The sequence below is a fragment of the Telluria sp. ZT3P25 genome, assembly GCF_059685895.1.
Window position 1 is genome coordinate 1,186,866 of the sequence record NZ_JCASIJ010000001.1, and the last position, 23,637, is coordinate 1,210,502.

A 23,637-nucleotide genomic window follows, 5' to 3' on the forward strand; every position below is an offset into this window, starting at 1 on the left:
GGTGTCCGCAAGTAGGGTTAGCGCATGAATGGCAACGGATGAATATCAACGCATCAATGCGCGGCGCAGTGCATAACTGGCCGCGTCGACCAGTGCCACCAGCACCAGCATCGCAATCACGACCGTGGCAGCACTGGGCATCTGGAACAGCGACAGGTGGTACTTGAGCATCTGGCCCAGACCCCCGGCCCCGACCACGCCCAGCACCGCCGCCGCGCGGATATTGTTTTCCCAGCGGTACAGTGTATATGACAGCATCTGCGGCAGCGCCTGGGGCAGCGTCGCGTACAGAAACGCCGCCAGCGGCCGCGCGCCATTCGTGCGCAGGCTTTGTTCGGCGTGCGGCTCGATGTTTTCCAGCGCATCGGCGAACAGGCGCCCCAGCACGCCGGCCGTGTGCGCGGCCAGCGCCAGCGTGCCGGCCAGTGGACCCAGGCCTGCCAGCACCAGCAGCACCGCGGCCCACACCAGTTCGGGGATCGAGCGCAGCACATTGAGCACCAGGCGCGTCACGGCGCGCGCCGCGCGGCCCATGCGTCCGGCGCCGGCCAGCGCCAGCGGCATGGCGACCAGCGCTGCCAGGATGGTGCCGATGGCCGACATGGCCAGCGTTTCCAAGAACGCGACGAGCGTCTTGGCCAGGAAGGCCGGCGCGGTGTCGGGCGGCGCGAAGCCGGCCAGGAATTCGGACGCCGAATCGATGGCTTCGCGCGTGAAGAATGCGCGCCATTGCAGCGGCAGCGAAGCAAAGCTGGCGACGATCAGCGCCAGCAGACCGCCGAGAATGAGCCAGGTGCCGATCTGGCGTGGCGGCGGGGCGGGGATCGCGGCGCGCTGAGTCGTGTCTGCCTTCATCCGATCCTCCGGCGCAGCAGTTTCGAGACCAGGTCGGCGCCGGCCACCAGCAGCACGAACATGATGAGCATCGTGGCCACTTCACCGCCGGCCATCATCTTGGTCGATTCATCCAGCCGCTGGCCCAGACCACCGGCACCGACAAAGCCCATCACGGCCGAGCCGCGAATTGCGCATTCCCAGCGGTACACGGTGTACGACACGAGTTCGGCGCTGGCATCGGGCAGGGCGCCGTACAGCAGCGCCGGCAACCGCCCGCTGCCATTGGCCAGCAACACATCGGTGGCATGCGCGTCGGACGACTCGAGGATCTCGGCATACACCTTGGCCAGCATGCCCGAATACGACAGCGCGATCGCCAGCACCCCGGCCGTGGGGCCCAGGCCGACGATGCGCACGAACAGCAGCGCCCACACCAGCTCGGGCACGGAGCGCAGCACCATCAGGATCCAGCGCAGGACCTGGCGCACGACACCGGCCAGCGGACGGATGCGGCCCGTGCCCAGGCGCGAAATCGACAGGCGCTCGCTGATGACGAAGGTGGCGGGAATGGCGACGATCAGCGCCAGCGTCAGGCCGGCAGTGGCAATCGCCACCGTCTGCCAGGTTTCGCGCAGCACCATCGCCAGGAAAGCGGGATCGGTTTCGGGCGTCAGAAAATCGCGCAGGAAGCCACCGGCCGCGCGCAGGCTTTGCGCATCGAACAGCAGCCACGGTTTGAATTCGGCTGCAACCAGCAGCGGATACAGCAGCAGTATGAAGACGACGGCGCCCATCAGGCGCGCGCGCCAGGCCGGATCGGGATGCAGCACGGTCTTGCTCGTCATGCCTAGAAACAGGCGCCGACGGCGATTTGGGCTGGCGTGTCGTGCGGCGGCGCCACGTGCGGCTCGACGTTTTCGTTGGCGTACAGGTCGGCGATCATGGTGTCGGTGACCTGCTCGCGCGGTGCGTCGAACACGATGCGCCCGTCGCGCAGGCCTACCAGGCGGGCAAACTGCTCACGTGCCAGATCCACCTGGTGCAGGCTGCACACCAGCGTGGCGTTGCGCTGCGCCGCTTCCTGGCGCAGCGTGGCCAGCGTGTGGCGGGCCAGGGCCGGGTCGAGCGCCGAGATGGGCTCGTCGACCAGCAGGGCTTCGGCATCCGACAGCAGCAGGCGCGCCAGGCCGCAGCGCTGGCGTTCGCCGCCGGAGAGGCGGTCGACGCGTGCATACAGCTTGTCGCCCAGCGAAAAGCGCGACAGTGCGGCATGGGCCGCGTCGGGATCCTGCGGGCGTACGAGCGAACGCAAAGCCTGCCACAGCGTCCAGTGCGGCAAGCGCGCCGCCAGAACTGCGGTGACGACGCGCTGGCGCGCAGGCAGCGGGGGTGTCTGCGGCGCCAGGAACAGGCGCGCACGCAGCCGGTGGCGCGCGGCATGCAGCAGGTTCCACGGTTCCTGGCCCAGGATTTCCAGCGTACCTTCGCTGGGTTGGTGGGCGCAGGCCAGCGTCGCGAGCAACGTGGTCTTGCCGGCCCCGGATGGGCCAATCAGGGCAACCTGTTCACCGGCGCCGATCGCGAGATCGAGCGCATGCAGGGCAGGCGCGCGGCTGCCTGCCAGGTGGCGCACGGTCACGCCGCGCAGGCGAAAGGTTGCCATGACTGTCTTACTTCAGCAGGCCGGCGTTTTTCGCCGCTGCTTCGATCGCGCCGTAGTTGGCGGTCTTGGTGGTCACGAACTTGGTGGCACGTTGCAGTTCGAGGATTTCCTTGCCCTGCGGGGTCGAATCGTCCAGCGCCAGGAAGGCGTCGGTGATTTTCTTCTTCAGGGCCGGATCCATGTCGGTGCGCACGGTCCAGTTGTAGTCGAAGTAGCCCGGGGTCGTGTAGAACACGCGTACCTGCTTCGGATCGACCTTTTTCGCCTCGACCAGCTTTTCCCATACCGAGATGTTCAGCGCGCCGGCATCGACCTTGCCGCCGGCAACTGCGGCGACGGTGGCGTCATGGGCGCCCGAGAACGCGATGCGCTTCAGGTCGGTGTCCGGATTGATCTTGGCTTGCAGCAGGAACGAGCGCGGCATCAGGTGACCCGAGGTCGACGATTCCGAGCCGAAGGCCAGCGTCTTGCCCTTCAGGTCTTCCAGCTTGGTGATGGTCGGCACGGTGGTGATGAAGACCGAGCGGAATTTTTCATCTTCCACGCGCTGTACCAGCGGCGTGACCTGGCCCTTGCTGCGCACGTTTGCCTGCACAAACGTAAAGCCGCCGAACCAGACCATGTCGATCTTGCGGTTGACCAGGCCTTCCACCGACGCGGCGTAGTCAGTCACCGGCGTGAATTCCACCTTCAGACCCGTGGCCTTGGCCAGGTAGTCGCCCAGCGGCTTGAACTTGCGTTGCAGTTCGGTAGGCGACTCGTCGGGAATGGCCGAAACGCGCAGCACGCCATTGCTCTGCGCGTGGGCGGCGCCCGCGATCAGCATCGTGCCGGCAGCGGCGGCGCACAGGGTTTTGAGAACGTGGCGGCGGAAGGACAGGGTCATGGTGGCTCTTGTCTATAAAATAATGAAACGGGGCTGACCCGAGGGGCAGCACGCTTGGCGTGAGGCAGACTAGGCGAATTCGGGGAATCCGCTATGATAGCTAAAACAGCAATACACAGAGAAATACCAGAACTACGCGAAGCAAAACTCACAGGCCATCTCGCATGGTGCGTCGTGGCGGCACGAATGATAAACCCTATGCTGACATCCTGTACACCTGAAGACGTCGCGGCGCCCCGTCACAGCGCGCACGAAGCCGACGAACTGCACACCGGTCTGCAGGCGCCAGCCGCCTGGATCTCCCCCAAATACCTGTATGACGCACTTGGCTCGAAATTGTTCGAAGCGATCTGCGAACTGCCAGAGTATTACCCGACGCGCACCGAAGCGTCGATCTTTGAACGCTATGGCACCGAAATCGCCCGTTCCGCCGGCACCGGCGCGACCCTGATCGACCTGGGTGCCGGCAACTGCGCCAAGGCGGCGGCGCTGTTCCCGCTGTTGCAGCCGGCGCAGTATGTGGCGATCGACATTTCCACCGACTTCGTGCACGACGCCCTGGCGCGCCTGCGCCAGCGGTTCCCGCAGATCGCGATGGAAGCGCTGGGCATGGATTTCTCATCGAGCTTCGAATTGCCGCCGCAGGTCAATGCCGGACGGCGCCTGTTCTTTTATCCGGGCTCGTCGATCGGCAACTTCACGCCGGACGAAGCGCAGGGTTTTCTCACGCGCCTGCGCGCGCAGTGCGGCAACGATGGCGGCGTGCTGATCGGCATTGACCTGGCCAAGGATGCCGCCACGCTCGACGCTGCGTACGATGACGCGCTGGGCGTCACGGCCGCCTTCAACCTGAACCTGCTGCGCCACGTGAACCGGCTGATCGACGCCGACTTCGACATCAAGGGCTGGCAGCACCGGGGCGCCTACAACGCGGCCATGGGCCGCATCGAGATGCACCTGGAAGCGCGCAGCGCGCAGACCGTGCACTGGCGCGGCGGCGAGCGCCGCTTCGAAGCGGGCGAGCGCATCCACACCGAGAACAGCTACAAATACCAGCAGGCCGACGCAATCGGGCTGCTCGAGCGCTCCGGTTTCGAGGCCACGCACGTCTGGACCGATCCGCAGAGCTGGTTCGCCGTGATTCACGCACAGGCGATCGCATCATGAACATGATGCGCGATAACAGCTTGCCACGCGCATTTGCGCAGGTACGTACCCGTTCACTGCAGCTGGCCGAGGGCTTGTCCGACGAAGACTGCGTCGCGCAGTCGATGCCGGACGCCAGCCCGATGAAATGGCACCTGGCGCACACGACGTGGTTCTTTGAAACCTTCATCCTCGAGCCGCGCGAAGCCAATTTCGCGCCGTTTCATCCGGCGTTCCGGGTGTTCTTCAACTCGTACTACAACGGCGTGGGCAACAAGCATCCGCGCGCCCAGCGCGGACTCCTGACGCGCCCGGGCATGGGTGTCGTCAGGGAATACCGTGCGAATGTCGATCGCCGCATCGCAGACCTTCTGGCTGGCGGTATCGATGAGACGCTGGCCACGCTGATCGAGCTGGGCTTGCAGCACGAACAGCAGCACCAGGAGCTGATGCTCACTGACGTGAAGCATCTGCTGGCGCAAAATCCGCTGTATCCGGCGTATGCGACCGATGCCATGGCGCCGTCCGCACCGGCCGAGCCGCTGACATGGCTCGATTTCGAAGGCGGCCTGGCCGAAGCCGGCTATGGTGGCAAGGGCTTTTGCTTCGATAACGAATTGCCGCGCCATAGCACCTATGTGGCGCCGTTCGCGCTGGCGTCGCGCCTGGTGACCAATGGCGAATACCGCGCGTTCATCGAGGCGGGCGGCTACCGCGATCCGGCACTGTGGCTGGCCGAGGGCTGGGACCGCGTCAGCAGTGGCGAAATCACCCATCCGCTGTACTGGGTGGAGCAGGCCGATGGCTGGTACGAGTTTACATTGCACGGCCTGCAGCCGCTCGACTTTGAACTGCCCGTTACCCACGTTTCGATGTACGAGGCCGATGCATTCGCGCGCTGGTCGGGCGCGCGTCTGCCGACCGAATTCGAATGGGAATTTGCGGCGCGTCAGGCCTGCCTGGGCAGCGGCCCGTCGCATCACCCGGACGCGGCCAGCGGCGCCGGCCTGCAACAGATGTTCGGCGCCTGCTGGCAGTGGACCAGCAGCAGCTACGCACCATATCCCGGCTTCGCACCGGCGCCGGGCGCCATCGGTGAATACAACGGCAAGTTCATGATCAACCAGTATGTCTTGCGCGGCTCGTCCTGCGCGACGCCGGGCGGTCACGCACGGCCCAGCTACCGCAACTTCTTCCCGACAGGCGCGCGCTGGCAGTTTTCCGGCATTCGCCTCGCCCGATGAGTCGTCGGCGTGACTGGACGGCGCGTCTGAAGGATCAGCGCGCCAATGTCTATATCCTGAATCATCCGCTCAAGTTCACGCTGCAAGTCTTGAAGGGGTTCCGCGCCAATCAGGGCTTGCTGCTGGCGGGCGCCGTGGCCTATTACGCGCTGCTGTCGATCGTCCCGTTCCTGATGCTCGTGATGGTGGTGCTGTCGCACTTCATCGACCCGGCCGAATTGCTCGAGACGCTCAGCCGCTACCTGCAACTGCTGATGCCGGGGCAGTCGGCGCCGATTGTCGCCGAGGTGGCCCACTTCCTGGATGACCGCCAACTCATCACGTGGGTGTTGGCGGTGACGATGCTGTTCTTCAGCTCGCTTGCCTTCACCGTGCTCGAAAACGCGATGAGCGTGATTTTCGTGCACCGCGTGGCGATCCGGCGGCGGCACTATCTGGTGTCGGCCGTGCTGCCGTACTGCTACATCCTGGCGCTGGGCGTGGGGATCATGGTGGTCACGCTCGTGGCGGGCGCGCTGCAGGTCATGGGGCGCGAAAGCGTGTGGTTGTTCAACTATCAGTGGTCGCTGAACGGCGTGTCCGGTGCGCTCTTGTATCTGCTCGGGCTGATCGGCGAGATTCTCGTGCTCACGTCGATCTACCTGGTGATGCCGGTGGGGCGGTTGTCGCTGTGGCATGCCGCCATCGGCGGCGTGACCGCGGCGCTGCTGTGGGAAGCGGCGCGCCATGTGCTGGTCTGGTATTTCTCGACGCTGTCGCAGGTAAACCTGGTGTATGGCTCGATGACCACGGCCATCGTCGTCATGTTCTCGCTCGAGATCGCGGCGACGCTGCTGCTGCTGGGCGCGCAGGTGATCGCCGAGTACGAGCGGGTCGGCAAGGAGCCGGACGACAAGGCACCGGACGGCAAGGCGCAAGACCCAATGACAACGGCGCCAGGCGCAGCCCGGTAATTTCCGGGTGCTCCTGGCGCCGCTCTGGGCGTTACCGGGAAGCGACGATCTTACTTGTCGTCCTTCTTGGTGATGAATACGCTGGCGATACAGCTACCGGCGATCAGCACCGCCACGACGGTCAGCGAAGCCTGCACCGGCACGTGGTACCACGGCATGATCAGCATCTTGACACCGATGAAGGTCAGGACCATCGCCAGGCCATACTTGAGCAGGTGGAAGCGGTCAGCCACGTCCACCAGCAGGAAGTACAGCGCACGCAGACCCAGGATCGCGAACATGTTCGACGTGAACACGATGAACGGATCGGTCGTGATCGCGAAAATCGCCGGGATCGAGTCGACTGCGAACACCAGATCGGTCACTTCGATCAGGATCAGCACCAGGAACAGCGGGGTGACAAAGCGCACACCGTTGATTCGCACGAAGAACTTCTCGCCATGGTCACCGTCGGACACTTTCAGGTGCTTGCGGGCGAACTTCAGGATCGGGTTGTTGACCACGTCCGGTTCTGCATCGACGGCCACCAGCATGCGGATACCGGTGAACAGCAGGAATGCACCGAACACGTACAGCACCCAGCTGAATTCGCTCACGACCCATGCACCTGCGCTGATCATGATGGCGCGCATGATGATCGCACCGAGCACACCGTAAATCAGGACGCGGCGCTGGTACTGCTGCGGCACCTGGAAGGCGGTAAAGATCAGCAGGAACACGAACACGTTATCGACCGACAGGGCTTTCTCGATCAGATAACCGGAGAAGAACTCCAGCGCTTTCTGGTCGGCGATTTCCGAACCGACGCTGCCTTTCAGATACCACCAGAGGCCGGCGTTGAACAGCAGGGCCATGCTGACCCAGACCAGCGACCAGATACCCGCTTCCTTGACGCTGACCTTGTGCGCCTTGTTACCGCCGAAGACGAACAGGTCGAGCGCCAGCATCACCAGCACGAAGCCGACGAAGCCAGCCCACATCATGGGACTTGCAATTGTTTCCAGACCGTTCATGGCTTGCTCCCTTCATGGCGCATCGCATGCGGCCGGTTGCCCTGCGCCCGTGCGCAGGAATGGTGGACAGGATGTGTCATTGGTATGGCACCTTTAGTTTGTGGTGAGGACTCGACTATAGGGGAGTGCAAAGCATCGTACAAATCGAATATAATTTCATATAAGATCGAATTTCTCGATGTATTGGAGAGCCATGTCTGCACTGAACTACAAACACCTGCGCTACTTCTGGATGGTGGCCAAGACCGGCAGCATCGCCAAGGCAGCCTCGCAGCTGAACCTGACGCCCCATTCGATTTCGGGCCAGTTGTCCGAATTCGCCGAAGCGCTGGGCGTGGCGCTGTTTCGCAAGTCGGGTCGCAGCCTCGAGCTGACCGACACGGGGCGCCGCATCGTCAGCTATGCCGAAACGATCTTCAGCACCGGCGACGAATTGCTCGAACTGGTGCGTGACAAAAGTTTCGCCACGATGTCGTTCCGTATTGGCTGCGCCGATTCGGTGTCGAAACTCATTGCCTGCCAGCTGGTGGAGCCGGCGTTGAAGCTGAAGGAACCGGTGCGGCTGATCTGCCGCGAAGGACGGCTCGACAGCCTGATCGGCGACCTGGCCGTGCACCGGCTCGATCTGGTCATCGCCGACCGGCCGATTCCCGGGCATTTCAGCGTGCGCGCGTACAACCACTTGCTGGGCCAGAGTCCGATGACAGCGCTGTGCACGCAGGCGCTGGCGGCCACGTTCGACCAGCCGTTTCCGGCCTGCCTGCACAATGCGCCGATGTTATTGCCGGGCGAGGATTTTGCGATCCACCAGCGCCTGTTGCGCTGGCTGGAGCAGGCCGAAGTGCATCCACACATCGTCGGCGAATTCGACGACAGCGCAATGATGAATGCGTTCGGCCAGTCAGGGGCAGGGGTGTTCTTCGTGCCGACGGTGATTGCGGCGCAGGTGAGCCAGCAATACCAGGTGGTGGCGCTGGGTCAGATCGATGGGGTGGTCGAGCAGGTATATGCGATTACCACCGAACGCCGGATGAGTCATCCGGCCACGGTGGCGATCAGTACGCTGGCGCGCGACAAGCTGTTCGTCTAAGGCTTGCCATGCCTGTTGTTATGGCTTGACACTGATGCCTGGCTCGCCGGCAGCCATGCGGCCGATGATCGCGGCGTCGGCAAAGCCTTCGCGTGCGAACAGCGCCAGCACCTCGTCGGCCGCCGCCGGGTCGCAGGCTACCAGCAGCCCGCCCGAGGTCTGCGGATCGGTCAGCAGCGCGCGCTGCTCGGGCAGGATCGCCGCGTCGAGCTGCACGTCCTTGCCATATGCTTCCCAGTTGCGGCCCGAGGCACCGGTGAAGTAGCCATCCTGCGCCAGTTGCAGCACGCCCGGCAGCAGCGGGATGTTCGGCATGTCCAGCGTGGCATGCAGCTTCGCGCCCCGCGACAGTTCCAGCAGGTGACCCAGCAGGCCAAAGCCGGTGACGTCGGTCAGTGCGTGCACGCCCGGCATGTCGGCCAGCAGGCGCCCGGGTTTGTTCAGTTTGGTCGTGTTGGCGATCATCGCCGCATAGCCGTCGGCGCCCAGCTTGTCTTTCTTGAGCGCGGCCGACAGTACACCCACGCCCAGCGGCTTGCCGAGGATGAGCACGTCGCCATCGCGGGCGTCGGCATTGCGTTTGACTTTCGATGGATGCACGAGGCCCAGCACGACCAGGCCATAGATCGGCTCGACCGAATCGATCGTGTGGCCGCCGGCAATCGGAATGCCCGCTTCGGCGCAGATCGACTCGCCACCGCGCAGGATCTGCCCGATCGTATCGAGCGGCAGCTTGTTGATCGGCATGCCGACCAGTGCCAGCGCCATGATCGGCGTGCCGCCCATCGCATACACGTCCGAGATCGCATTGGTGGCGGCGATGCGGCCGAAGTCGAACGGATCGTCGACGATCGGCATGAAGAAGTCGGTGGTGGCGATCAGGGCCTGTTCATCGTTGAGCTTATAGACCGCGGCATCGTCGGCGGTCTCGATGCCAACCATCAGCTCCTTCGGCACGGGGAAGCCATGCGACGACTTCAGGATCTCGGCCAGCACGCCGGGCGCGATCTTGCAGCCGCAGCCGCCGCCGTGCGAGAACGAGGTAAGTTTGATGGGTTGGTCGCTGGTGCTCATGGGATGTCCGGTAATCGTTGATCGTCTGGGATTATCCACCATGTGGCGTGGACGTGCCAGGCAGGGTGCCAGTAATGAAAGTGGCGGCCATAAAAAACGGCTGCCGAAGCAGCCGTTTCTTGGTTCACGCAGGGTGATTACTCACCGAACGAACGACGCACGCCGTCCGCCGAACGTGGGTGGGCACCCTTGTAGCCACCTTCGCGACGGGCCGGCTGGCCTTCACGCGGGGCGCTGAAACGGTTGCCGTCACGTGGCGCGCTTGGCGCACGTGGTGCGGCGCCTGGTGCGCGGGCCGGGCCGGCTTCGCGCGGACCGCGGTCAGCGTAACGGCTTTCCGACGGGGCACCACGGGAACCGCTGGCAGCGCGGTCGGCGTAGCCTTCACGGGCACCGGATGGCTTCGAGAAACCGCGCGATGCCGGCTTGGCCGACGGGCTGCGGCCGTCGCCTGGCTTCCAGCCGGCGCGCGCTGGTCCTGCGGCGCGCTTTGGCTCGAAACCTTCGACGACAGCGACCGGGATCGGCTGGCGCGTGAAACGCTCGATGCGACGCACGTTCATGCTTTCGGCGTGGTTCACCAGCGAGACGGCGACACCGTTACGGCCAGCGCGACCGGTACGGCCGATGCGGTGGACGTAGTCTTCCGGGAACTTCGGCAGGTCGTAGTTGACGACGTGCGTGATGCTCGGCACGTCGATGCCGCGTGCAGCGACGTCGGTTGCGACCAGCACCTTGATGCTGCCACGGCGCATGCTGTCCAGCGTGCGGTTACGGGCGCCCTGGTGCATGTCGCCATGCAGTGCGGCAGCAGCGAAACCGGCGATATTCAGGCGGTCGGCGATCGTGTCGGCGTCACGCTTGGTGGCGGTGAAGACAACGGCCTGGTCCATCGATTCGTCGCGCAGCAGGTGGTCCAGCAGGCGATTCTTGTGCGACAGGTCGTCGACGAAGTGGACGCGCTGCGAGATGTTCTCGTGGCGATTGGTCGCGCTGGCGATCTGGATCGTCATCGGATCGGTCGTAATGCGACGTGCCATGTTGCCGACGACGCCATCCAGCGTGGCCGAGAACAGCATGGTTTGACGGGCCGATGGGGTCGCGGCAACGATTTTCTCGATGTCGTCGATGAAACCCATGTCCAGCATGCGGTCGGCTTCGTCGAGCACGAGGATTTCCAGCTGCGAGAAATCGATCTTGCCCGATTCCATGTGGTCGATCAGGCGGCCTGGGGTAGCAACCAGGATTTCAGGATTCTTGGCCAGCAGTTGCATCTGTTTCGGGTACGGCATGCCGCCCAGGATCGAGACGCAGCGCAGGCGGCGCATGTGGGCCGTGTACTGTTCGGTGGCAGCCGAGACTTGCAGGGCCAGTTCGCGGGTCGGGGTCAGCACCAGCATTTTTGGCTGGGCAGCCTTGAAACGGACGCGCTCGCCTTTGGCGCGGGCAGCCTGCGCTTCTTGCGCAGCGGTCTTGCCGGCTGGCGTTTCTTCGGCGTTAGCCAGCTTGTTCAGTGCTGGCAGCATGAAGGCGGCAGTCTTGCCCGAACCGGTTTGCGACGAGACCAGCAGGTCGCGGCCGGCGATGGCGGCAGGAATGGCTTGCGCCTGGACTGGCGTAGGGGTGGTGTAACCGGTATCGGCAACAGCCTGGACGAGGGACGCGTGGAGGCCTAGGGCTTCAAAACTCATGTGATCTGTACTTTCGGAATAAATCAAATACGCTCGCACGGATGGCGCGAACGAAAAAATGCAACGCGAACCAACAAACGAAATGACTCAGAATGAAAGAAATTTCGGCACAAAAGCTTTGCGCCGGGACGGTGTCTGAAAGCGACACACAGGGCGGGAGGGCTTTAGAAAGGCGCTCTAATGAGCTGCCTGGGGTTTGCGGTGCTGCTTGGATGACTGCCGTTGCTGCTGCCGGAACTGGATGTTTTCAGAATCGGGCGCAATGTCGCAGTGCACAAACCGAACTATACAGGTTTTTCGGCGTTCGTGCACGGACCCTTTGAAAATCGTATAACTGAAGGTGCCTTCAATCGCCGCCAGCACCCCCTGGTGAGGGCGCCGGCAGACAATCAGCGCTGCTTGCGCTTGGACGACGTATTGCGGGAAATGCGCTTGCTGTCCTTGCTCACGCCAACCTTGGCCTTGAAGCGGCTCGTCGCACGCTTGACGATGCCACGATCGGCTTCGAACGCGACGACTGCGTTGTCCATGATGCTCTCGGCGATATCGTTATGGCTCGAGGTCGAGATTTTTGGCACCAGGATCGTCGAGCCCACTTTCAGCAGCGACTGTGCCGGGATATTGTTGGCCTGGCGAATGACTTCTGGTGTGGTGCCGAATTTCGAAGCCAGCGACGCAATGCTGACGCGCGCGCCGGTGATCTTGTGGGTGGTCCAGGTCGACAGCGCATGACCCCATTGCGCGAGGTTCACATGGAATTTCTCGGCGTTTTCTTTCGGCAGCAGGATCTGGGTCTGGGCGCCGCCGATGATGACCGGCTTCTTGAATTGCGGATTGAGCGCCTTGAATTCTTCGAGCGACATTTCGGCCAGCTGCGCCGCGACGGCCAGGTCGATATCGCTGGTCTTGTCGACCGTGGTGAAGTAGGGCTGGTTGTCAATGGCGGGCAGCATGACGCCGTACATGCCGGGATTGGCGATCACGTTCTTGACCGCCTGCAGTTTTGGCACGTAGTTGCGCGTTTCGGCTGGCATCAGATCGGCCAGGCTCTCGAAATCGGTCGGCTTGCCTTCGGCCTGGTTTTTCTTGATGGCGCGCTGCACATTGCCTTCGCCCCAGTTATACGCGGCAAGAGCCAGCGGCCAGTCGCCGAACATCGTATACAGGCGTTGCAGGTAGTTCAGGGCTGCATCGGTGGATGCCACGACGCCGCGGCGCTCGTCCTTGAACATGTTCTGCTTGAGGTCGAAGTCCTTGCCGGTGCCCGGCACGAACTGCCACAGGCCGGCGGCGTTGGCGCTCGACATGGCTTGCGGATTGAACGCCGATTCGATCACCGGCAGCAGCGCCAGTTCGGTCGGCATGCCGCGCTTTTCGAGTTCGGACACCACGTGGTACAGATACGGGGAAGCGCGACCCGAGATGCGGGACAGGGTGCCAGGATGGTTGGCGTAGGCCTGGGTATGACGGGTGACGAGTGCGTTGCTCAGATCGGGAATGGCGTAACCGCTGCGGATGCGGCCCCAGACGTCGGTCTCGCGGTATTCATCGGGCTTGCTCTGGAGTTGGGACGGTGCTGCGGCGGTGCGGCTGCCGACTGCGGCAGACTGGACTGTGGGCAGCGAAGCTGCGTCCATGGCAAAACTGAGGGGTGACGCGGCCAGGAAGGCCAATGCAGCCAGTGCGAAGGTAGGACGTTTCGTGTTGTGCATAGCTTTCCAGTGTTGCGTTCAGGAACGAACGGACCGAGGACAAGGAGGCAGTGTACGAAGGGATTGTTGAGCGAGTCAAGATGTATGACGCCTTCGTTACAATAAAAATGGCCTTTGGGATCGCGTACGTTAACATCATGAAAACAGAAGATGCCATCAGGATCATCGAAATTACTGAACTGAGGACGGTTTTGGTCAGCAGCAGAGGTGATTTGGCGCCGTTATCCGGCCTGCATACCGACCGACCCGCCCACGTTACGCCGGGATCGGGGCCGATCTATGAGGGCACGCAAAGAGTGCGTACAATCCGGGGTTTGCTGTCTGCATAGCTATAGAGAGTCTTCCATGCGCACCCCCAACCTCAACGCCGACGACGACGCCATCGTCGCGGCAACCCGCAACTGGCTCGAGCGCGCCGTGATCGGCCTGAACCTGTGCCCGTTTGCCAAAGCCGTGTATGTCAAGGAGCAGGTCCGTTACGTCGTTGCGAACGCGACCACGCCCGAGCAATTGCTTGAAACCTTGATGGACGAGTTGCAGCACCTGTCCGATACCGCTGCCGAAAAGGTCGACACCACGCTGATCATTCACCCGTTTGTGCTGGGCGACTTCGAGGACTACAACGAGTTCCTGGATGTGGCCGACGCCGCGCTCGAGGACATGCAGCTCGATGGCGAGCTGCAGGTGGCCAGCTTCCATCCGTTGTACCAGTTCGCCGATACCGATATCAACGATATCTCCAATTACACCAACCGCGCGCCGTACCCGATCCTGCACCTGCTACGCGAGGACAGCATCGCGCGCGCCGTCGAAGCCTTCCCGCAAGCGGAAGACATCTTTGAAAAGAATATCGAGACGATGGAACAGCTCGGTCACGACGGTTGGGACAAGCTCCATGTCGGACCGGCCTGAGGCGGGCGGGGCCGGCCCCGCACCGACGCCTTCACCGGCAACCCCCGGCACCCCCGCCGGGCGCCCGGATACCCCCTGCGTGGCGGTCTGCTCGACCACGTTCGACGAAGTCTGCCGCGGCTGCGGCCGCACGGTGGCCGAGGTCGCGCATTGGGTGTCGATGAGCGCCGACGCCAAGGAGCTCGTCTGGCAGCGCATCCTGGCGCAGGGTTACCCGCGCCGCAACAAATAACCTATATTAATTACCTTTATTAATAGTTGCCGATAAAGTCGCGCTTGCCGATCGGTACGCCGTTGTGACGCAGGATCGCGTAGGCGGTCGTCACGTGGAAGCAGAACTGCGGCATCGCGAAGTGGGTCAGATAGACCGCGCCGGTGTCGAAATGGCGTGCGCGTTCGCCGCTGCCATGCGTGATCGGGCGGGTGGTGCCGGCATCGATATCGGCTTGTTCCAGGGTGTCCAGAAAACCGACCGTGCGCGTGATGCGCTGCTGCAGTTCAGTAAAGGTGCGTTCGCCATCTTCATAGCGTGGCGATTCGATCCCGGCCAGGCGCGCACCGGCGCCCTTGGCAAAGTCGGTGGCCAGCTGGATCTGGCGCGCCAGCGGGAACATGTCGGGGAACAGGCGGGCCTGGAGCAGGGCGTCCGGTTCGATGCGGCGCTCGAGTGCATGGGCCTCGGCCTTTTCGAGCACGTCAGCCAACGCGTCGAGCAGTTGGCGAAATACCGGCACCGAAGCGGCGTACAGGGAATGACTCATCAGATTCTCCTTGATTGAAAACGTGTTCATGACAATCCATCATAGCAAGTCCGGCCACGCGCTGCTGCCGTCACGGATTGTTAGCTAGTGACGCCTAGCAAGCGACGGGGCATAATCGCGTCTTCCCTATCGTGTCAGTAAAGGCAGTGCCAGCGGCGAGCGCCGGCGGCGCCAACGTCATGTCGAATCCCGCATCCACGCCCCCCACCATCCTGTCGCGCCTGGGCAGTCTGTACGGCCGTTCGCTCTACCGGGCCTTGCTGCTGGTGGTATTCGTCGGGCTGGCGGGGCCGGCGGCGGTGGGCAGTTATCTTCTGATCGGTGTGCAGGAGCGCGCCGCGGTTGCTGCAGCGCTCGACGAATCGCTCAAGCGCAATGCAGAGATCCTGGCGCTGGGTGTGCAGGAGGCGCTCTGGAATCTCGATCCCGAGACGGCGCGGCCGCTGCTCGATGCGATGCTGCGTGACCCGGCCGTCGTGATGGTCGAGGTTCATGGGCCGGAAGGCGAGGTCGCGCTGCGGGTGCGCTCGCCGGCGCGCCCGCTGGGGCGGGTGCTGGGGGCCGAACGGCCGGTCGTGGTGCGCGGCGAGACCATTGGCACCGTGCGCCTCGAGATGGACGACTATCGCAGCCAGCAGGAGCTGCGCCGCAAGCAGCGCAACTATGCGCTGGTGGTCGTCGGGCAGGTTGCTGTCTCGCTGCTGCTGATCGCGCTGCTGCTGCGCCGGCGCCTGCTCTCGCCGCTGCGCCGCCTGATGCGGTTTTCCGACCGGCTGGCGCGCGCAGACTTCGACACCCCGCTGGCACTGTCGGCGTCCGACGAACTGGGGCGTCTGGGCCAGCAGATGGAGCGCATGCGTCTGGCCATTCGCGACCTGTTCGCCGATATCGCGCGGCGTGAAGAACAGTTTCGCAGCATCGTGAACCAGGTCCCCGGTGCGGTGTTTCGCGTGCGCGCCGGCGGGACCATCGAGTTTGTCAGCGACGCGATCGAAGACATCACCGGCCATGCAGCAGAGCACCTGATGCGCGCCACGACCCACGACTGGACCGATATCGTGCACCCGGAAGACCGGCGCCGGTACAGCCACACGGTGCGCCATGCCGCGCGCGTCGGCGACGCGTATCAGCTGGAATACCGGATCATCGATGCCCACGGCATCGAGCGCTGGGTGCAGGAAAGCGGGCAACCGCAGGGATTGTCAGGCGCAGCCGCGCTGGACGGCGCCGTGCGGATCGACGGCATCATCTCGGATATCAGTGAGCGCAAGCACAACGAGATGCGCATCGAGGCGCTGCTCACCGAGCAGGGCGCGATCCTCGACAACGTGATGTTCGGCGTGCTGTTCGTGCGCCAGCGCCGCATCGTCTCGAGCAACCGGCGCGGCGAAGCGCTGTTCGGCTATGACGAAGGCGAGATGGCTGGTCAGTCGACCGAGATTCTGTATCCCACGCGTAAGGACGACGAACAGACCGCCATGACGCAATACCCGCTGCTGGCGCGGCGCGTGGATCTGGGCGAAGAACACCAGTTACGCCATCGCGACGGCAGCCTGTTCTGGTGCCTGGTGAGCGGTTCGGCGCTCGACCCGGCGCACCCGGACGAAGGCAGCATCTGGGTGTTTGCCGACATCACCGAACGCAAGCTGGCCGAAGAAAAACTGCGCCTGTCGGCCACGGTGCTCGAGCACATCGCCGATGGTGTCATGGTGCTGGACGTGACGGGGCGGATCGTCGCCGTCAACCCGGCCTTCACCTGCATCACCGGCTACAGCGAAGAAGAAGCGGTGGGCCGCGAGTCGAGCATGATGCGTGGCCGCCTCCAGGACGACGATTTTTATCACAAGCTGTGGCGCGAACTGGACGACACCGGCTTCTGGCGCGGTGAGCTCTGGGACACGCGCCAGGACGGCGAAGCGTATCTGGAATCGCTGACCGTTACTGCAGTGCGGGGCGACGCCGGGGCGATCACGCATTACGTGTCGGTCTTCAGCGACATCACGCGTGCGCGCGAATCGCAGAACCAGCTCGACCACCTGGCGCACCACGACCCCTTGACCGCGCTGCCCAACCGCCTGCTGTTCCACGACCGACTGCGCCACGCGATGACGCGCGCGCAGCGCGACGGCCAGCAGCTCGCGGTGCTGTTCATCGACCTGGATCGCTTCAAAAACGTCAACGACACGCTGGGGCACCATGTCGGCGACGAGCTGCTGAAGCAGGCCGCCTTCGCGCTGGCCCGCTGCCTGCGCGAAGGCGATACGCTGGCGCGCCTGGGCGGCGATGAATTCATCGTGCTGCTGGAGGATATCGGCGGCGTCGCCGGCGCGACCCGCGTGGCGGCCAAGCTGATCGCGATGTTCGAGCAGCCGTTTATGGTGTCCGGCTACGAGCTGTTCGTCACCGGCAGCGTCGGCATCAGCCTGTATCCGCAGGACGCGCAGGACATGCACATGCTGATCCGCAACGCCGACGTGGCGATGTACCAGGCCAAGGCGCGCGGGCGCAACGGCTACCAGTTCTACGCGGCGTCGATGAGTGGCGACGGCGTCGAGCGCCTGCGCATGGAAGGCCTGCTGCGCCGCGCGATCGACAAGCACGAAATCTACCTGGCGTATCAGCCGCAGGTTGAAATGGACACCGGTCGCCTGACCGGCGTCGAAGCGCTGGTGCGCTGGAACAGCGCCGAGCTGGGGCAAATCGGCCCGGGGCAATTCATCCCGTTGGCCGAAGACACCGGTTTCATCGGCCAGCTTGGCCAGTGGGTGCTGCAGGAAGCATGCCGCCAGATGGTGGCGTGGGAAGCGCAGGGCTTGATCATGCCGAAGATCGCGGTGAACCTGTCGGTGCGCCAGTTCGAGCGTGGGGGCATGGCGGCAATCGTGGCCGAGGTGCTGGAATCGACCGGCCTGGCGCCGCACCGCCTGCAGCTGGAAGTGACCGAGTCGATCATCATGAACACGGGCGACGCGCTGCAGTACGTGAAGGACCTGCATGCGATCGGGGTGGGGCTGGCCATTGACGATTTCGGCACCGGCTATTCATCGCTGGCCTACCTGAAGCAGTTACCGGTACAGACGCTCAAGATCGACCGCAGCTTCATCAAGGATATCTCGCAGGGACCGGACGACGAGGCCATTGCGGTTGCCATCATCCAGCTTGGCAAGAGCATGAACCTGTCGGTGATCGCTGAGGGTGTCGAGCGCGCGGATCAAGCGGCGTTCTTGCTGCGCCATGGGTGTAATCTGGCGCAGGGGTATTTGTATGGGAAGCCGGTGGCGGGCGACGAGATTGTCGCCCGCTGGGGCGGGCAGGGTTAGTCCGCGCCGCCCAGCAGTACGCGCAGATTGCAGTCGCGCTGCCATTCGCGGCGCTCGTCGCTCGACTGGGCCAGGCGCGCCAGTTCGGCCGGCGCGATGTCGGCCTGGGCCTGGATCAGCCGATCGGCCACGCCGCCATCGGGCACCATCGTGCCGAAGAACGCGACCGTGTCACCGCGCTGCAGCAGCAACGTCGGGAAGTTGTCGACATCGAGGTCGCCAACCAGGGCGGCCTGGTCTTCGATGTCGATCCAGATGAAGTGCTTGTCCGGATGGCGCGCGGCCAGGTTCTCGAAGGTGGCGCGGTACGTAGCGCAGGTGCCGCACCAGGCGGCGCACAGGCAGGCGACCGTCCAGGCGTCGTCATGGACGGCGGCGATGGCAGCGTCGAGGGTCGAAGAATCGAGGGTCAGGCTATGCATGGAGCGCATTTTACTCCGTGTTGCGCTGCAATGTGGCGGGGAAGGCAGACCGGCATGGATGGCGTCCGGCCAAGCGGTTAAAATACGGGATGCCTACTATTCTTGCCATTGAAACCTCGGCCGAGCTGGCGTCCTGCGCGCTGCTGGTCAACGACACCGTCATCGCCCGTGCCACGGCCGGCGTGCGCACCCACTCGCAATCGATCCTGCCGATGGTGCAGGAACTGCTGCGCGAAGCCGGCATTGCGCTGGCCGGCTGCGACGCCATTGCCTTCGGCGCCGGCCCCGGGTCGTTCACCGGTGTGCGCACGGCCTGCGGCGTCGCGCAGGGGCTGGCCTACGGCGCCAATCTGCCGGTGCTTCCGATGGTGACGCTGGCGGCAATGGCCGAAAGCTGCCGTGCACGCTGCGGCGCGACCGAGGTGCTGGCGGTGCTGGATGCGCGCATGGGCGAAGTCTATTGGGCGCAGTACCGCTTCGATGGCGCATGGCGCGAAGTCGTGGCGCCCACGTTGAGCGCGCCGCAGGCCGTGGTGCCGCTGGCAGTGGCTGGTCTGCAGGCGTGCGGCAACGGCTTCGAGGCGTATGCCGATGCTTTTGCTGACCAGGCATTTGCAGCCGGCGCGATGGCAGACATCGTGCCGCATGCGCGCGAGATGGCGCTGCTGGCCGTTGGCGCGCTGGCCGCCGGGCAGGGCGTGCCGGCGGCGCAGGCGCAGCCGATTTACCTGCGCAACAAGATCGCGTTCACCACGGCCGAGCGCCTGGTGATCAATGCGGCCAAGGCTGGCGCATGAGCGACCTGCTCGATCTCGGCCTGCAACTGGCGCCGATGACGGCGGCCGACGTGGGCGAGGTGTGCGCGCTGGAGGCGAGCGTGTTTCCGTTTCCCTGGAGTCGCGGGAACTTCATCGACTCGCTCAACAGCGGCTACGATTGCTGGACCGTGCGCGATGCTGCGGGCGCGCTGGCCGGCTACTACCTGTTGATGTATGCGCTCGACGAAGCGCACCTGCTCGACGTCGCGGTGGCGGCGAATCGCCAGCGCCAGGGACTGGGCCGGCGCTTGCTGGACGTGCTCGCGGCGCGCGCGCGCAGCCAGGGCATGACGTCGATCCTGCTCGAGGTGCGGCCATCGAACGAGCGCGCGCTGGATGTGTACCGGCGCCATGGGTACGTCCATATCGGGCGCCGCAAGGGCTACTATCCGGCTGGTGCTGCGGGCCGTGAAGATGCCATCGTGATGAGGCTGGATTTATGAAGACCGTGAGCGGGCGCGATGCGCTGTTCCTGAACGAGATGGGGATCGGGCCGTTGTGGCAGTTGCGGGCGACGGCTGCGTCGTCGACGGATTCTGCTGGTGACGATGTTGTCGACAGCGATGCTGGTGCCGCGGTCGATGCTGCGCCGGCGGTTGTGCCGGCGTCTGCGCCTGTGGTGGCGCCGGCACCCGTGCCAGTTCCCGATCCTGCTCCGCTCGCGCGCGGGATGACGCCGCTGTCGGCGCCGCCGTATCGCAATCCGCCGCCCGTCGCCACCGACGCTGCGTGGGACGACGGCAGTCATGCGGCGCCGGCCGCGCCCGACGTGTCGACGCTCGACTGGGCGGGCTTGCGCCAGGCGATTGCCGGCTGCAAGGATTGCGCCTGCGGGGAAGGGCGCAAGCCCGTGTATGGCAGCGGGCCGCGCCAGGCGGTCTGGCTGATCGCCGCCGGCACGCCCAGCGCGCTCGACGAGCAAGCGGGTCAGCCGCTAACGGGCGACCCGGGCAAGCTGCTGGACAATATGCTGCACGCGGTCGGCCTGTCGCGCGAGCGCGATGCGTATGTCACGCCGCTGGTGAAGTGCCGCCCGGTCAATGCCAGGGGCGGCGAGCGCGCGCCGACGCTTGAGGAAATCACGGCGTGCCGGCCGTTCCTGGAGCGCGAGCTGGCGCTGACAGGCGCAACAACTGTGCTGACGATGGGGCAGGTCGCGGCCAACGGCCTGCTGGGCCGCGCACTGAACGAGCCGCTGGCCGGCGTGCGTGGTCAGGTGCATGCGCTGGGCGAGGTGCCACTGGTGGCCACGCTGCATCCGGGTGAATTGCTGCTGCGCGGCGCCGACAAGGCGCTGGCCTGGGCCGACCTGTGCCGGGCGCGTTCGCTTGCACCCCGCACCTAGTTACCAGGCCGCGTTCCACGCGCGCTGGCGGCACCTGACGCAGCCGCACGTGCGCGCGCTGGCCTGGCTGCTCGATTCGCCCGACCTGCTCGACGGCGCCGCACCGGCCTGGGCTGGACGTGTGGCGACGCTGGGCCCGGTCACGGACGAGGTCGCCACCTGGCTCGCGCAGTTGGATGCGGACCCATCGGCACTGTACGCCGCGCTCGGCGAGAAACCGTACACGCGACTGGGGTTGTACGCGGAAAAGCTGATGGCGTTCTATTTCGCGCAGCAGGGACGGCTGGTCGCGCACGGCCTGCAAATCCGCGCCAACCGCAACGACACGGTCGGCGAATTCGACTTTCTGCTCGAAAATGGCCCGGATGTGCTGGAGCACATCGAGTTCGCAACAAAATTCTATCTGCAGGGCGAAGGCGGCGCAGGAGGCCTCGACAGATTGGTCGGCCCCAACCTGGCCGACACGCTGGGTATGAAGATGCGCAAGATCTTCGAGCGCCAGCTCGCGCTGGGCCAACACCCGGCCGCGCAAGCGCAACTGCCACGTCCCGTCAGCAAAGCCGGCGCGCTGGTCAAAGGCTGGCTGTTCTATCCCGCCGGTCACTGGCCGGCAATGCAAGGCATCACCCAAGGCCATTGCCGCGGATTCTGGTGCGCACTGAGCGAGCTGGACATTGTGCCTGACGCCACCTACGTGATCCTGCCAAAACTCGAATGGCTGGCACCACTGCGCACCGCTTCACAGACATGGACAATGACCCGCGCACAACTGGCAGCCGAACTGACTGACCGCTTCGCCACCGCAACTACCCCAGTGCTGATCGCAAGAGTCCGCACACAAGACAACGCGCTGGAAGAAGCCGACCGCGGCTTCATCGTCCCCAACGACTGGCGCACCCGCGCCCAAACCACCCACCCCTAATTCCCAATGAGGGTCAGAGTCGATTTATTGAGCAATTTCCCGAATTTCCCAATAAATAGCCCCCGACCCTGCCTCGAACCCCGCTGATTAGCCCGCCTAATAAAGTAGGGTCAGAGTCGATTTAATGGGCAATTCCTCAAAGTTGTCAAACAATTCGACTCTGACCCTAATTAATTTTTTGCTTGCTGGACTCGTTTTGCATGATCGCTAGCATCAAGTTCAGCCGATGGCTGAATCGGATGGGAAAGCGCTGACAAATGCGTTGCGGCCAGCAATTTCAGGCCCGCCAAACAATTAGGGTCAGAGTCGAATTATTGAGCAATTTCTCACGAAAGCGAGAAAGGTGGGGACAGAGTGCCCGTCCTGAGCTATTGCCCGCTGCATATGCCGAGCAGGGGAAGCCTCAGGGAAAGGGGGCAGGCGAAACGTTGTCAAACAATTCGACACTGACCCTAGTTTAGTGTTTGCCTTCGCCGATCAGGCCGAGGGAGTCGTGTTCGCGCTGGTTCAGCAGGTGGCGGCGTTGGATCAGGAGCATGATGCCGGCGACGGACAGGCCGAAGATGACGATGATGATGTTCAGGTCGAGGTTCAGCGTGATCATGACTGCGTAGGCGGCGAGCATCGTCAGGATCGACAGGTTCTCGTTGAAGTTCTGCACCGCGATCGAGTGGCCGGCGCTCATCAGGACGTGGCCGCGGTGCTGCAGCAGCGCGTTCATCGGTACCACGAAGAAGCCCGACAGGAAGCCGATGAAGGCCAGCAGCGGGTAGGCCAGCGTGACCGATTTCACGAACACCATGCTCGTCACCACCAGGCCCATGATGATGCCCATCGGGATCACGGTGAGCGACTTGCGCAGCGGGATCATGCGGGCGGCCATCGCGGCGCCCAGCGCGACGCCGATCGCGACCACGCCGATCAGGTTCGTCGCCTGGTCCAGCGGTAAGCCGAGCGATGCTTCGGCCCACTTGAGCACGATGAATTGCAGCGTGGCGCCGGCGCCCCAGAACAAGGTCGTGACCGCCAGCGAAATCTGGCCCAGCTTGTCACGCCACAGCGTGGTCGAGCAATTGGCGAAGTCGGTGATGAGCTTGATGGGATTGCGTTCCTGGTGCTCGTAGCGTGCGCCGGTATCCGGGATGCGCAGGTTGAAGATGGCGGCCAGAATATAGATGGCGACGACGACGGCCATCGCCGCCTCAGCCGGTGTGTCGATGCCGATGCGCGGCAGCAGGTCGAACGACAGCAAGAAGCCCGAGCCGCGGGGGCTCACCAGCGTGCCGCCCAGCACCGTGCCGAGGATGATCGACATCACCGTCAGGCCCTCGATCCAGCCATTGGCCGGCACCAGTTTTTCCGGCGGCAGCAGTTCGGTCAGGATGCCGTACTTGGCGGGCGAATACACGGCCGCGCCGAAGCCGACGACGGCGTAAGAAATCAATGGATGCACCGTGAAGAACATCAGCGCGCAGCCGAACACCTTGATGATGTTCGCGATGAACATCACGCGGCCCTTGTTGAGCGCGTCGGCGAAGGCGCCGACGAAGGCGGCCAGCAACACATAGAACAGGACGAACGACAGCTTCAGCAGCGGAGTGAGCGATGCCGGGGCGTCCATTGCGACGAGCAGGCTGATCGCGACAAACAGGAGCGCGTTATCTGCCAGCGACGAGAAGAACTGCGCCGCCATGATGGTATAAAAACCACGGTTCATTCTAAAATTCTAAAGTTCGGTCCGGGTTGCTTTATACCATGAATGGCTGGCGTGGCGAAGCCGTACGATGCACCGTGACTGCCCCGGCAACGCCCCCGGGCCTGCTCCGGT

General features: G+C 64.1%; 22 protein-coding genes. 11 read left to right on the top strand and 11 right to left on the bottom strand.

The window, feature by feature from the left end:
• Window positions 1–45: 45 nt before the first annotated feature.
• The 4 genes from phnE to AC56LY_RS05335 are packed head-to-tail and all read right to left on the bottom strand — an operon-like array spanning window position 46 to window position 3,386.
• Window positions 46–855 (bottom strand): phosphonate ABC transporter, permease protein PhnE, encoded by an 810-nt coding sequence (gene phnE / locus AC56LY_RS05320; protein WP_499577173.1) that lies wholly within the window; start codon window positions 853–855, stop codon window positions 46–48.
• The gene (locus AC56LY_RS05325; RefSeq protein ID WP_499577176.1) at window positions 852–1,682 is read right to left on the bottom strand and encodes a PhnE/PtxC family ABC transporter permease; all 831 of its coding nucleotides are present in this window, start codon (window positions 1,680–1,682) and stop codon (window positions 852–854) included. Before AC56LY_RS05325 ends, phnE begins: the two co-directional genes overlap by 4 nt.
• A gap of 2 nt (window positions 1,683–1,684) precedes the next feature.
• Window positions 1,685–2,500 carry a phosphonate ABC transporter ATP-binding protein gene (locus AC56LY_RS05330; protein WP_499577178.1) on the bottom strand — a complete coding sequence of 272 codons (816 nt, stop codon included), beginning with the start codon at window positions 2,498–2,500 and terminating at the stop codon, window positions 1,685–1,687.
• Between the two features lie 7 nt (window positions 2,501–2,507).
• A complete protein-coding gene (locus AC56LY_RS05335; protein WP_499577180.1) occupies window positions 2,508–3,386 on the bottom strand; it encodes a putative selenate ABC transporter substrate-binding protein in 879 nt (292 codons plus the stop codon).
• A gap of 198 nt (window positions 3,387–3,584) precedes the next feature.
• Here AC56LY_RS05335 and egtD point away from each other — a divergent pair, with 198 nt between their 5' ends.
• The 3 genes from egtD to AC56LY_RS05350 are packed head-to-tail and all read left to right on the top strand — an operon-like array spanning window position 3,585 to window position 6,729.
• Complete coding sequence (gene egtD / locus AC56LY_RS05340; RefSeq protein ID WP_499577181.1) at window positions 3,585–4,553, top strand: L-histidine N(alpha)-methyltransferase; 969 nt, start codon at window positions 3,585–3,587, stop codon at window positions 4,551–4,553.
• Window positions 4,550–5,776 carry an ergothioneine biosynthesis protein EgtB gene (gene egtB / locus AC56LY_RS05345; RefSeq protein WP_499577183.1) on the top strand — a complete coding sequence of 409 codons (1,227 nt, stop codon included), beginning with the start codon at window positions 4,550–4,552 and terminating at the stop codon, window positions 5,774–5,776. The genes egtD and egtB overlap by 4 nt, the downstream gene beginning before the upstream one ends.
• The gene (locus AC56LY_RS05350; protein ID WP_499577186.1) at window positions 5,773–6,729 is read left to right on the top strand and encodes a YihY/virulence factor BrkB family protein; all 957 of its coding nucleotides are present in this window, start codon (window positions 5,773–5,775) and stop codon (window positions 6,727–6,729) included. Before egtB ends, AC56LY_RS05350 begins: the two co-directional genes overlap by 4 nt.
• 50 nt (window positions 6,730–6,779) lie before the next feature.
• Here the strand turns inward: AC56LY_RS05350 and AC56LY_RS05355 are convergent, their stop codons facing one another.
• Window positions 6,780–7,742 carry a TerC family protein gene (locus tag AC56LY_RS05355; protein ID WP_499577188.1) on the bottom strand — a complete coding sequence of 321 codons (963 nt, stop codon included), beginning with the start codon at window positions 7,740–7,742 and terminating at the stop codon, window positions 6,780–6,782.
• A gap of 193 nt (window positions 7,743–7,935) precedes the next feature.
• Here AC56LY_RS05355 and nhaR point away from each other — a divergent pair, with 193 nt between their 5' ends.
• Window positions 7,936–8,832, top strand: coding sequence for a transcriptional activator NhaR (nhaR, locus tag AC56LY_RS05360; protein WP_499577190.1), 897 nt, complete (start codon window positions 7,936–7,938; stop codon window positions 8,830–8,832).
• Between the two features lie 18 nt (window positions 8,833–8,850).
• Here the strand turns inward: nhaR and selD are convergent, their stop codons facing one another.
• From selD to AC56LY_RS05375, 3 genes are all read right to left on the bottom strand, one after another.
• Window positions 8,851–9,906, bottom strand: coding sequence for a selenide, water dikinase SelD (gene selD / locus AC56LY_RS05365; RefSeq protein WP_183551040.1), 1,056 nt, complete (start codon window positions 9,904–9,906; stop codon window positions 8,851–8,853).
• 137 nt (window positions 9,907–10,043) lie between these two features.
• Entirely contained in the window at window positions 10,044–11,597 is a 1,554-nt protein-coding gene (locus AC56LY_RS05370) for a DEAD/DEAH box helicase (RefSeq protein ID WP_499577194.1), read from the bottom strand.
• Between the two features lie 389 nt (window positions 11,598–11,986).
• Window positions 11,987–13,309 (bottom strand): transglycosylase SLT domain-containing protein, encoded by a 1,323-nt coding sequence (locus tag AC56LY_RS05375; RefSeq protein ID WP_499577196.1) that lies wholly within the window; start codon window positions 13,307–13,309, stop codon window positions 11,987–11,989.
• 345 nt (window positions 13,310–13,654) lie between these two features.
• Between AC56LY_RS05375 and AC56LY_RS05380 the strand changes: the two genes are divergently transcribed.
• Both AC56LY_RS05380 and AC56LY_RS05385 read left to right on the top strand, forming a co-directional pair.
• Complete coding sequence (locus AC56LY_RS05380) at window positions 13,655–14,221, top strand: DUF1415 domain-containing protein (RefSeq protein ID WP_499577198.1); 567 nt, start codon at window positions 13,655–13,657, stop codon at window positions 14,219–14,221.
• Window positions 14,205–14,453, top strand: a complete 249-nt coding sequence (locus AC56LY_RS05385) for a DUF1289 domain-containing protein (RefSeq protein ID WP_499577200.1) — start codon at window positions 14,205–14,207, stop codon at window positions 14,451–14,453. Before AC56LY_RS05380 ends, AC56LY_RS05385 begins: the two co-directional genes overlap by 17 nt.
• Before the next feature lie 19 nt (window positions 14,454–14,472).
• Here the strand turns inward: AC56LY_RS05385 and AC56LY_RS05390 are convergent, their stop codons facing one another.
• Window positions 14,473–14,982, bottom strand: coding sequence for a DUF1993 domain-containing protein (locus AC56LY_RS05390; RefSeq protein ID WP_499577202.1), 510 nt, complete (start codon window positions 14,980–14,982; stop codon window positions 14,473–14,475).
• Window positions 14,983–15,161: 179 nt separating this feature from the next.
• On the opposite strand from AC56LY_RS05390, the gene AC56LY_RS05395 reads away from it, so the two are divergent.
• Window positions 15,162–18,302, top strand: coding sequence for a sensor domain-containing protein (locus AC56LY_RS05395; protein WP_499581962.1), 3,141 nt, complete (start codon window positions 15,162–15,164; stop codon window positions 18,300–18,302).
• Here the strand turns inward: AC56LY_RS05395 and AC56LY_RS05400 are convergent.
• Window positions 18,299–18,724 (bottom strand): thioredoxin family protein, encoded by a 426-nt coding sequence (locus tag AC56LY_RS05400; RefSeq protein ID WP_499581964.1) that lies wholly within the window; start codon window positions 18,722–18,724, stop codon window positions 18,299–18,301. The genes AC56LY_RS05395 and AC56LY_RS05400 overlap by 4 nt on opposite strands.
• A gap of 89 nt (window positions 18,725–18,813) precedes the next feature.
• Between AC56LY_RS05400 and tsaB the strand changes: the two genes are divergently transcribed.
• From tsaB to AC56LY_RS05420, 4 genes are read left to right on the top strand one after another with little or no spacing between them, the layout of a single operon-like run.
• Window positions 18,814–19,521 (top strand): tRNA (adenosine(37)-N6)-threonylcarbamoyltransferase complex dimerization subunit type 1 TsaB, encoded by a 708-nt coding sequence (gene tsaB / locus AC56LY_RS05405; protein ID WP_499577205.1) that lies wholly within the window; start codon window positions 18,814–18,816, stop codon window positions 19,519–19,521.
• The gene (rimI, locus tag AC56LY_RS05410; protein WP_499577207.1) at window positions 19,518–19,985 is read left to right on the top strand and encodes a ribosomal protein S18-alanine N-acetyltransferase; all 468 of its coding nucleotides are present in this window, start codon (window positions 19,518–19,520) and stop codon (window positions 19,983–19,985) included. The genes tsaB and rimI overlap by 4 nt, the downstream gene beginning before the upstream one ends.
• Window positions 19,982–20,887 (top strand): uracil-DNA glycosylase, encoded by a 906-nt coding sequence (locus AC56LY_RS05415; RefSeq protein WP_499577208.1) that lies wholly within the window; start codon window positions 19,982–19,984, stop codon window positions 20,885–20,887. Before rimI ends, AC56LY_RS05415 begins: the two co-directional genes overlap by 4 nt.
• On the top strand, window positions 20,871–21,809 hold the full coding sequence (locus AC56LY_RS05420) for a DUF1853 family protein (protein ID WP_499577210.1): 939 nt from the start codon (window positions 20,871–20,873) through the stop codon (window positions 21,807–21,809). The genes AC56LY_RS05415 and AC56LY_RS05420 overlap by 17 nt, the downstream gene beginning before the upstream one ends.
• 457 nt (window positions 21,810–22,266) lie before the next feature.
• On the opposite strand, the gene lplT is transcribed toward AC56LY_RS05420, so the two are convergent.
• The gene (gene lplT, locus AC56LY_RS05425) at window positions 22,267–23,526 is read right to left on the bottom strand and encodes a lysophospholipid transporter LplT (RefSeq protein ID WP_499577211.1); all 1,260 of its coding nucleotides are present in this window, start codon (window positions 23,524–23,526) and stop codon (window positions 22,267–22,269) included.
• Window positions 23,527–23,637 lie beyond the last annotated feature (111 nt).

Bases quoted from the DNA above. Each gene is read 5' to 3' on its own strand.
- phnE (WP_499577173.1), bottom strand. From the start codon at position 855: ATGAAGGCAGACACGACTCAGCGCGCCGCGATCCCCGCCCCGCCGCCA.
- AC56LY_RS05325 (WP_499577176.1), bottom strand. From the start codon at position 1,682: ATGACGAGCAAGACCGTGCTGCATCCCGATCCGGCCTGGCGCGCGCGC.
- AC56LY_RS05330 (WP_499577178.1), bottom strand. From the start codon at position 2,500: ATGGCAACCTTTCGCCTGCGCGGCGTGACCGTGCGCCACCTGGCAGGC.
- AC56LY_RS05335 (WP_499577180.1), bottom strand. From the start codon at position 3,386: ATGACCCTGTCCTTCCGCCGCCACGTTCTCAAAACCCTGTGCGCCGCC.
- egtD (WP_499577181.1), top strand. From the start codon at position 3,585: ATGCTGACATCCTGTACACCTGAAGACGTCGCGGCGCCCCGTCACAGC.
- egtB (WP_499577183.1), top strand. From the start codon at position 4,550: ATGAACATGATGCGCGATAACAGCTTGCCACGCGCATTTGCGCAGGTA.
- AC56LY_RS05350 (WP_499577186.1), top strand. From the start codon at position 5,773: ATGAGTCGTCGGCGTGACTGGACGGCGCGTCTGAAGGATCAGCGCGCC.
- AC56LY_RS05355 (WP_499577188.1), bottom strand. From the start codon at position 7,742: ATGAACGGTCTGGAAACAATTGCAAGTCCCATGATGTGGGCTGGCTTC.
- nhaR (WP_499577190.1), top strand. From the start codon at position 7,936: ATGTCTGCACTGAACTACAAACACCTGCGCTACTTCTGGATGGTGGCC.
- selD (WP_183551040.1), bottom strand. From the start codon at position 9,906: ATGAGCACCAGCGACCAACCCATCAAACTTACCTCGTTCTCGCACGGC.
- AC56LY_RS05370 (WP_499577194.1), bottom strand. From the start codon at position 11,597: ATGAGTTTTGAAGCCCTAGGCCTCCACGCGTCCCTCGTCCAGGCTGTT.
- AC56LY_RS05375 (WP_499577196.1), bottom strand. From the start codon at position 13,309: ATGCACAACACGAAACGTCCTACCTTCGCACTGGCTGCATTGGCCTTC.
- AC56LY_RS05380 (WP_499577198.1), top strand. From the start codon at position 13,655: ATGCGCACCCCCAACCTCAACGCCGACGACGACGCCATCGTCGCGGCA.
- AC56LY_RS05385 (WP_499577200.1), top strand. From the start codon at position 14,205: ATGTCGGACCGGCCTGAGGCGGGCGGGGCCGGCCCCGCACCGACGCCT.
- AC56LY_RS05390 (WP_499577202.1), bottom strand. From the start codon at position 14,982: ATGAGTCATTCCCTGTACGCCGCTTCGGTGCCGGTATTTCGCCAACTG.
- AC56LY_RS05395 (WP_499581962.1), top strand. From the start codon at position 15,162: ATGTCGAATCCCGCATCCACGCCCCCCACCATCCTGTCGCGCCTGGGC.
- AC56LY_RS05400 (WP_499581964.1), bottom strand. From the start codon at position 18,724: ATGCATAGCCTGACCCTCGATTCTTCGACCCTCGACGCTGCCATCGCC.
- tsaB (WP_499577205.1), top strand. From the start codon at position 18,814: ATGCCTACTATTCTTGCCATTGAAACCTCGGCCGAGCTGGCGTCCTGC.
- rimI (WP_499577207.1), top strand. From the start codon at position 19,518: ATGAGCGACCTGCTCGATCTCGGCCTGCAACTGGCGCCGATGACGGCG.
- AC56LY_RS05415 (WP_499577208.1), top strand. From the start codon at position 19,982: ATGAAGACCGTGAGCGGGCGCGATGCGCTGTTCCTGAACGAGATGGGG.
- lplT (WP_499577211.1), bottom strand. From the start codon at position 23,526: ATGAACCGTGGTTTTTATACCATCATGGCGGCGCAGTTCTTCTCGTCG.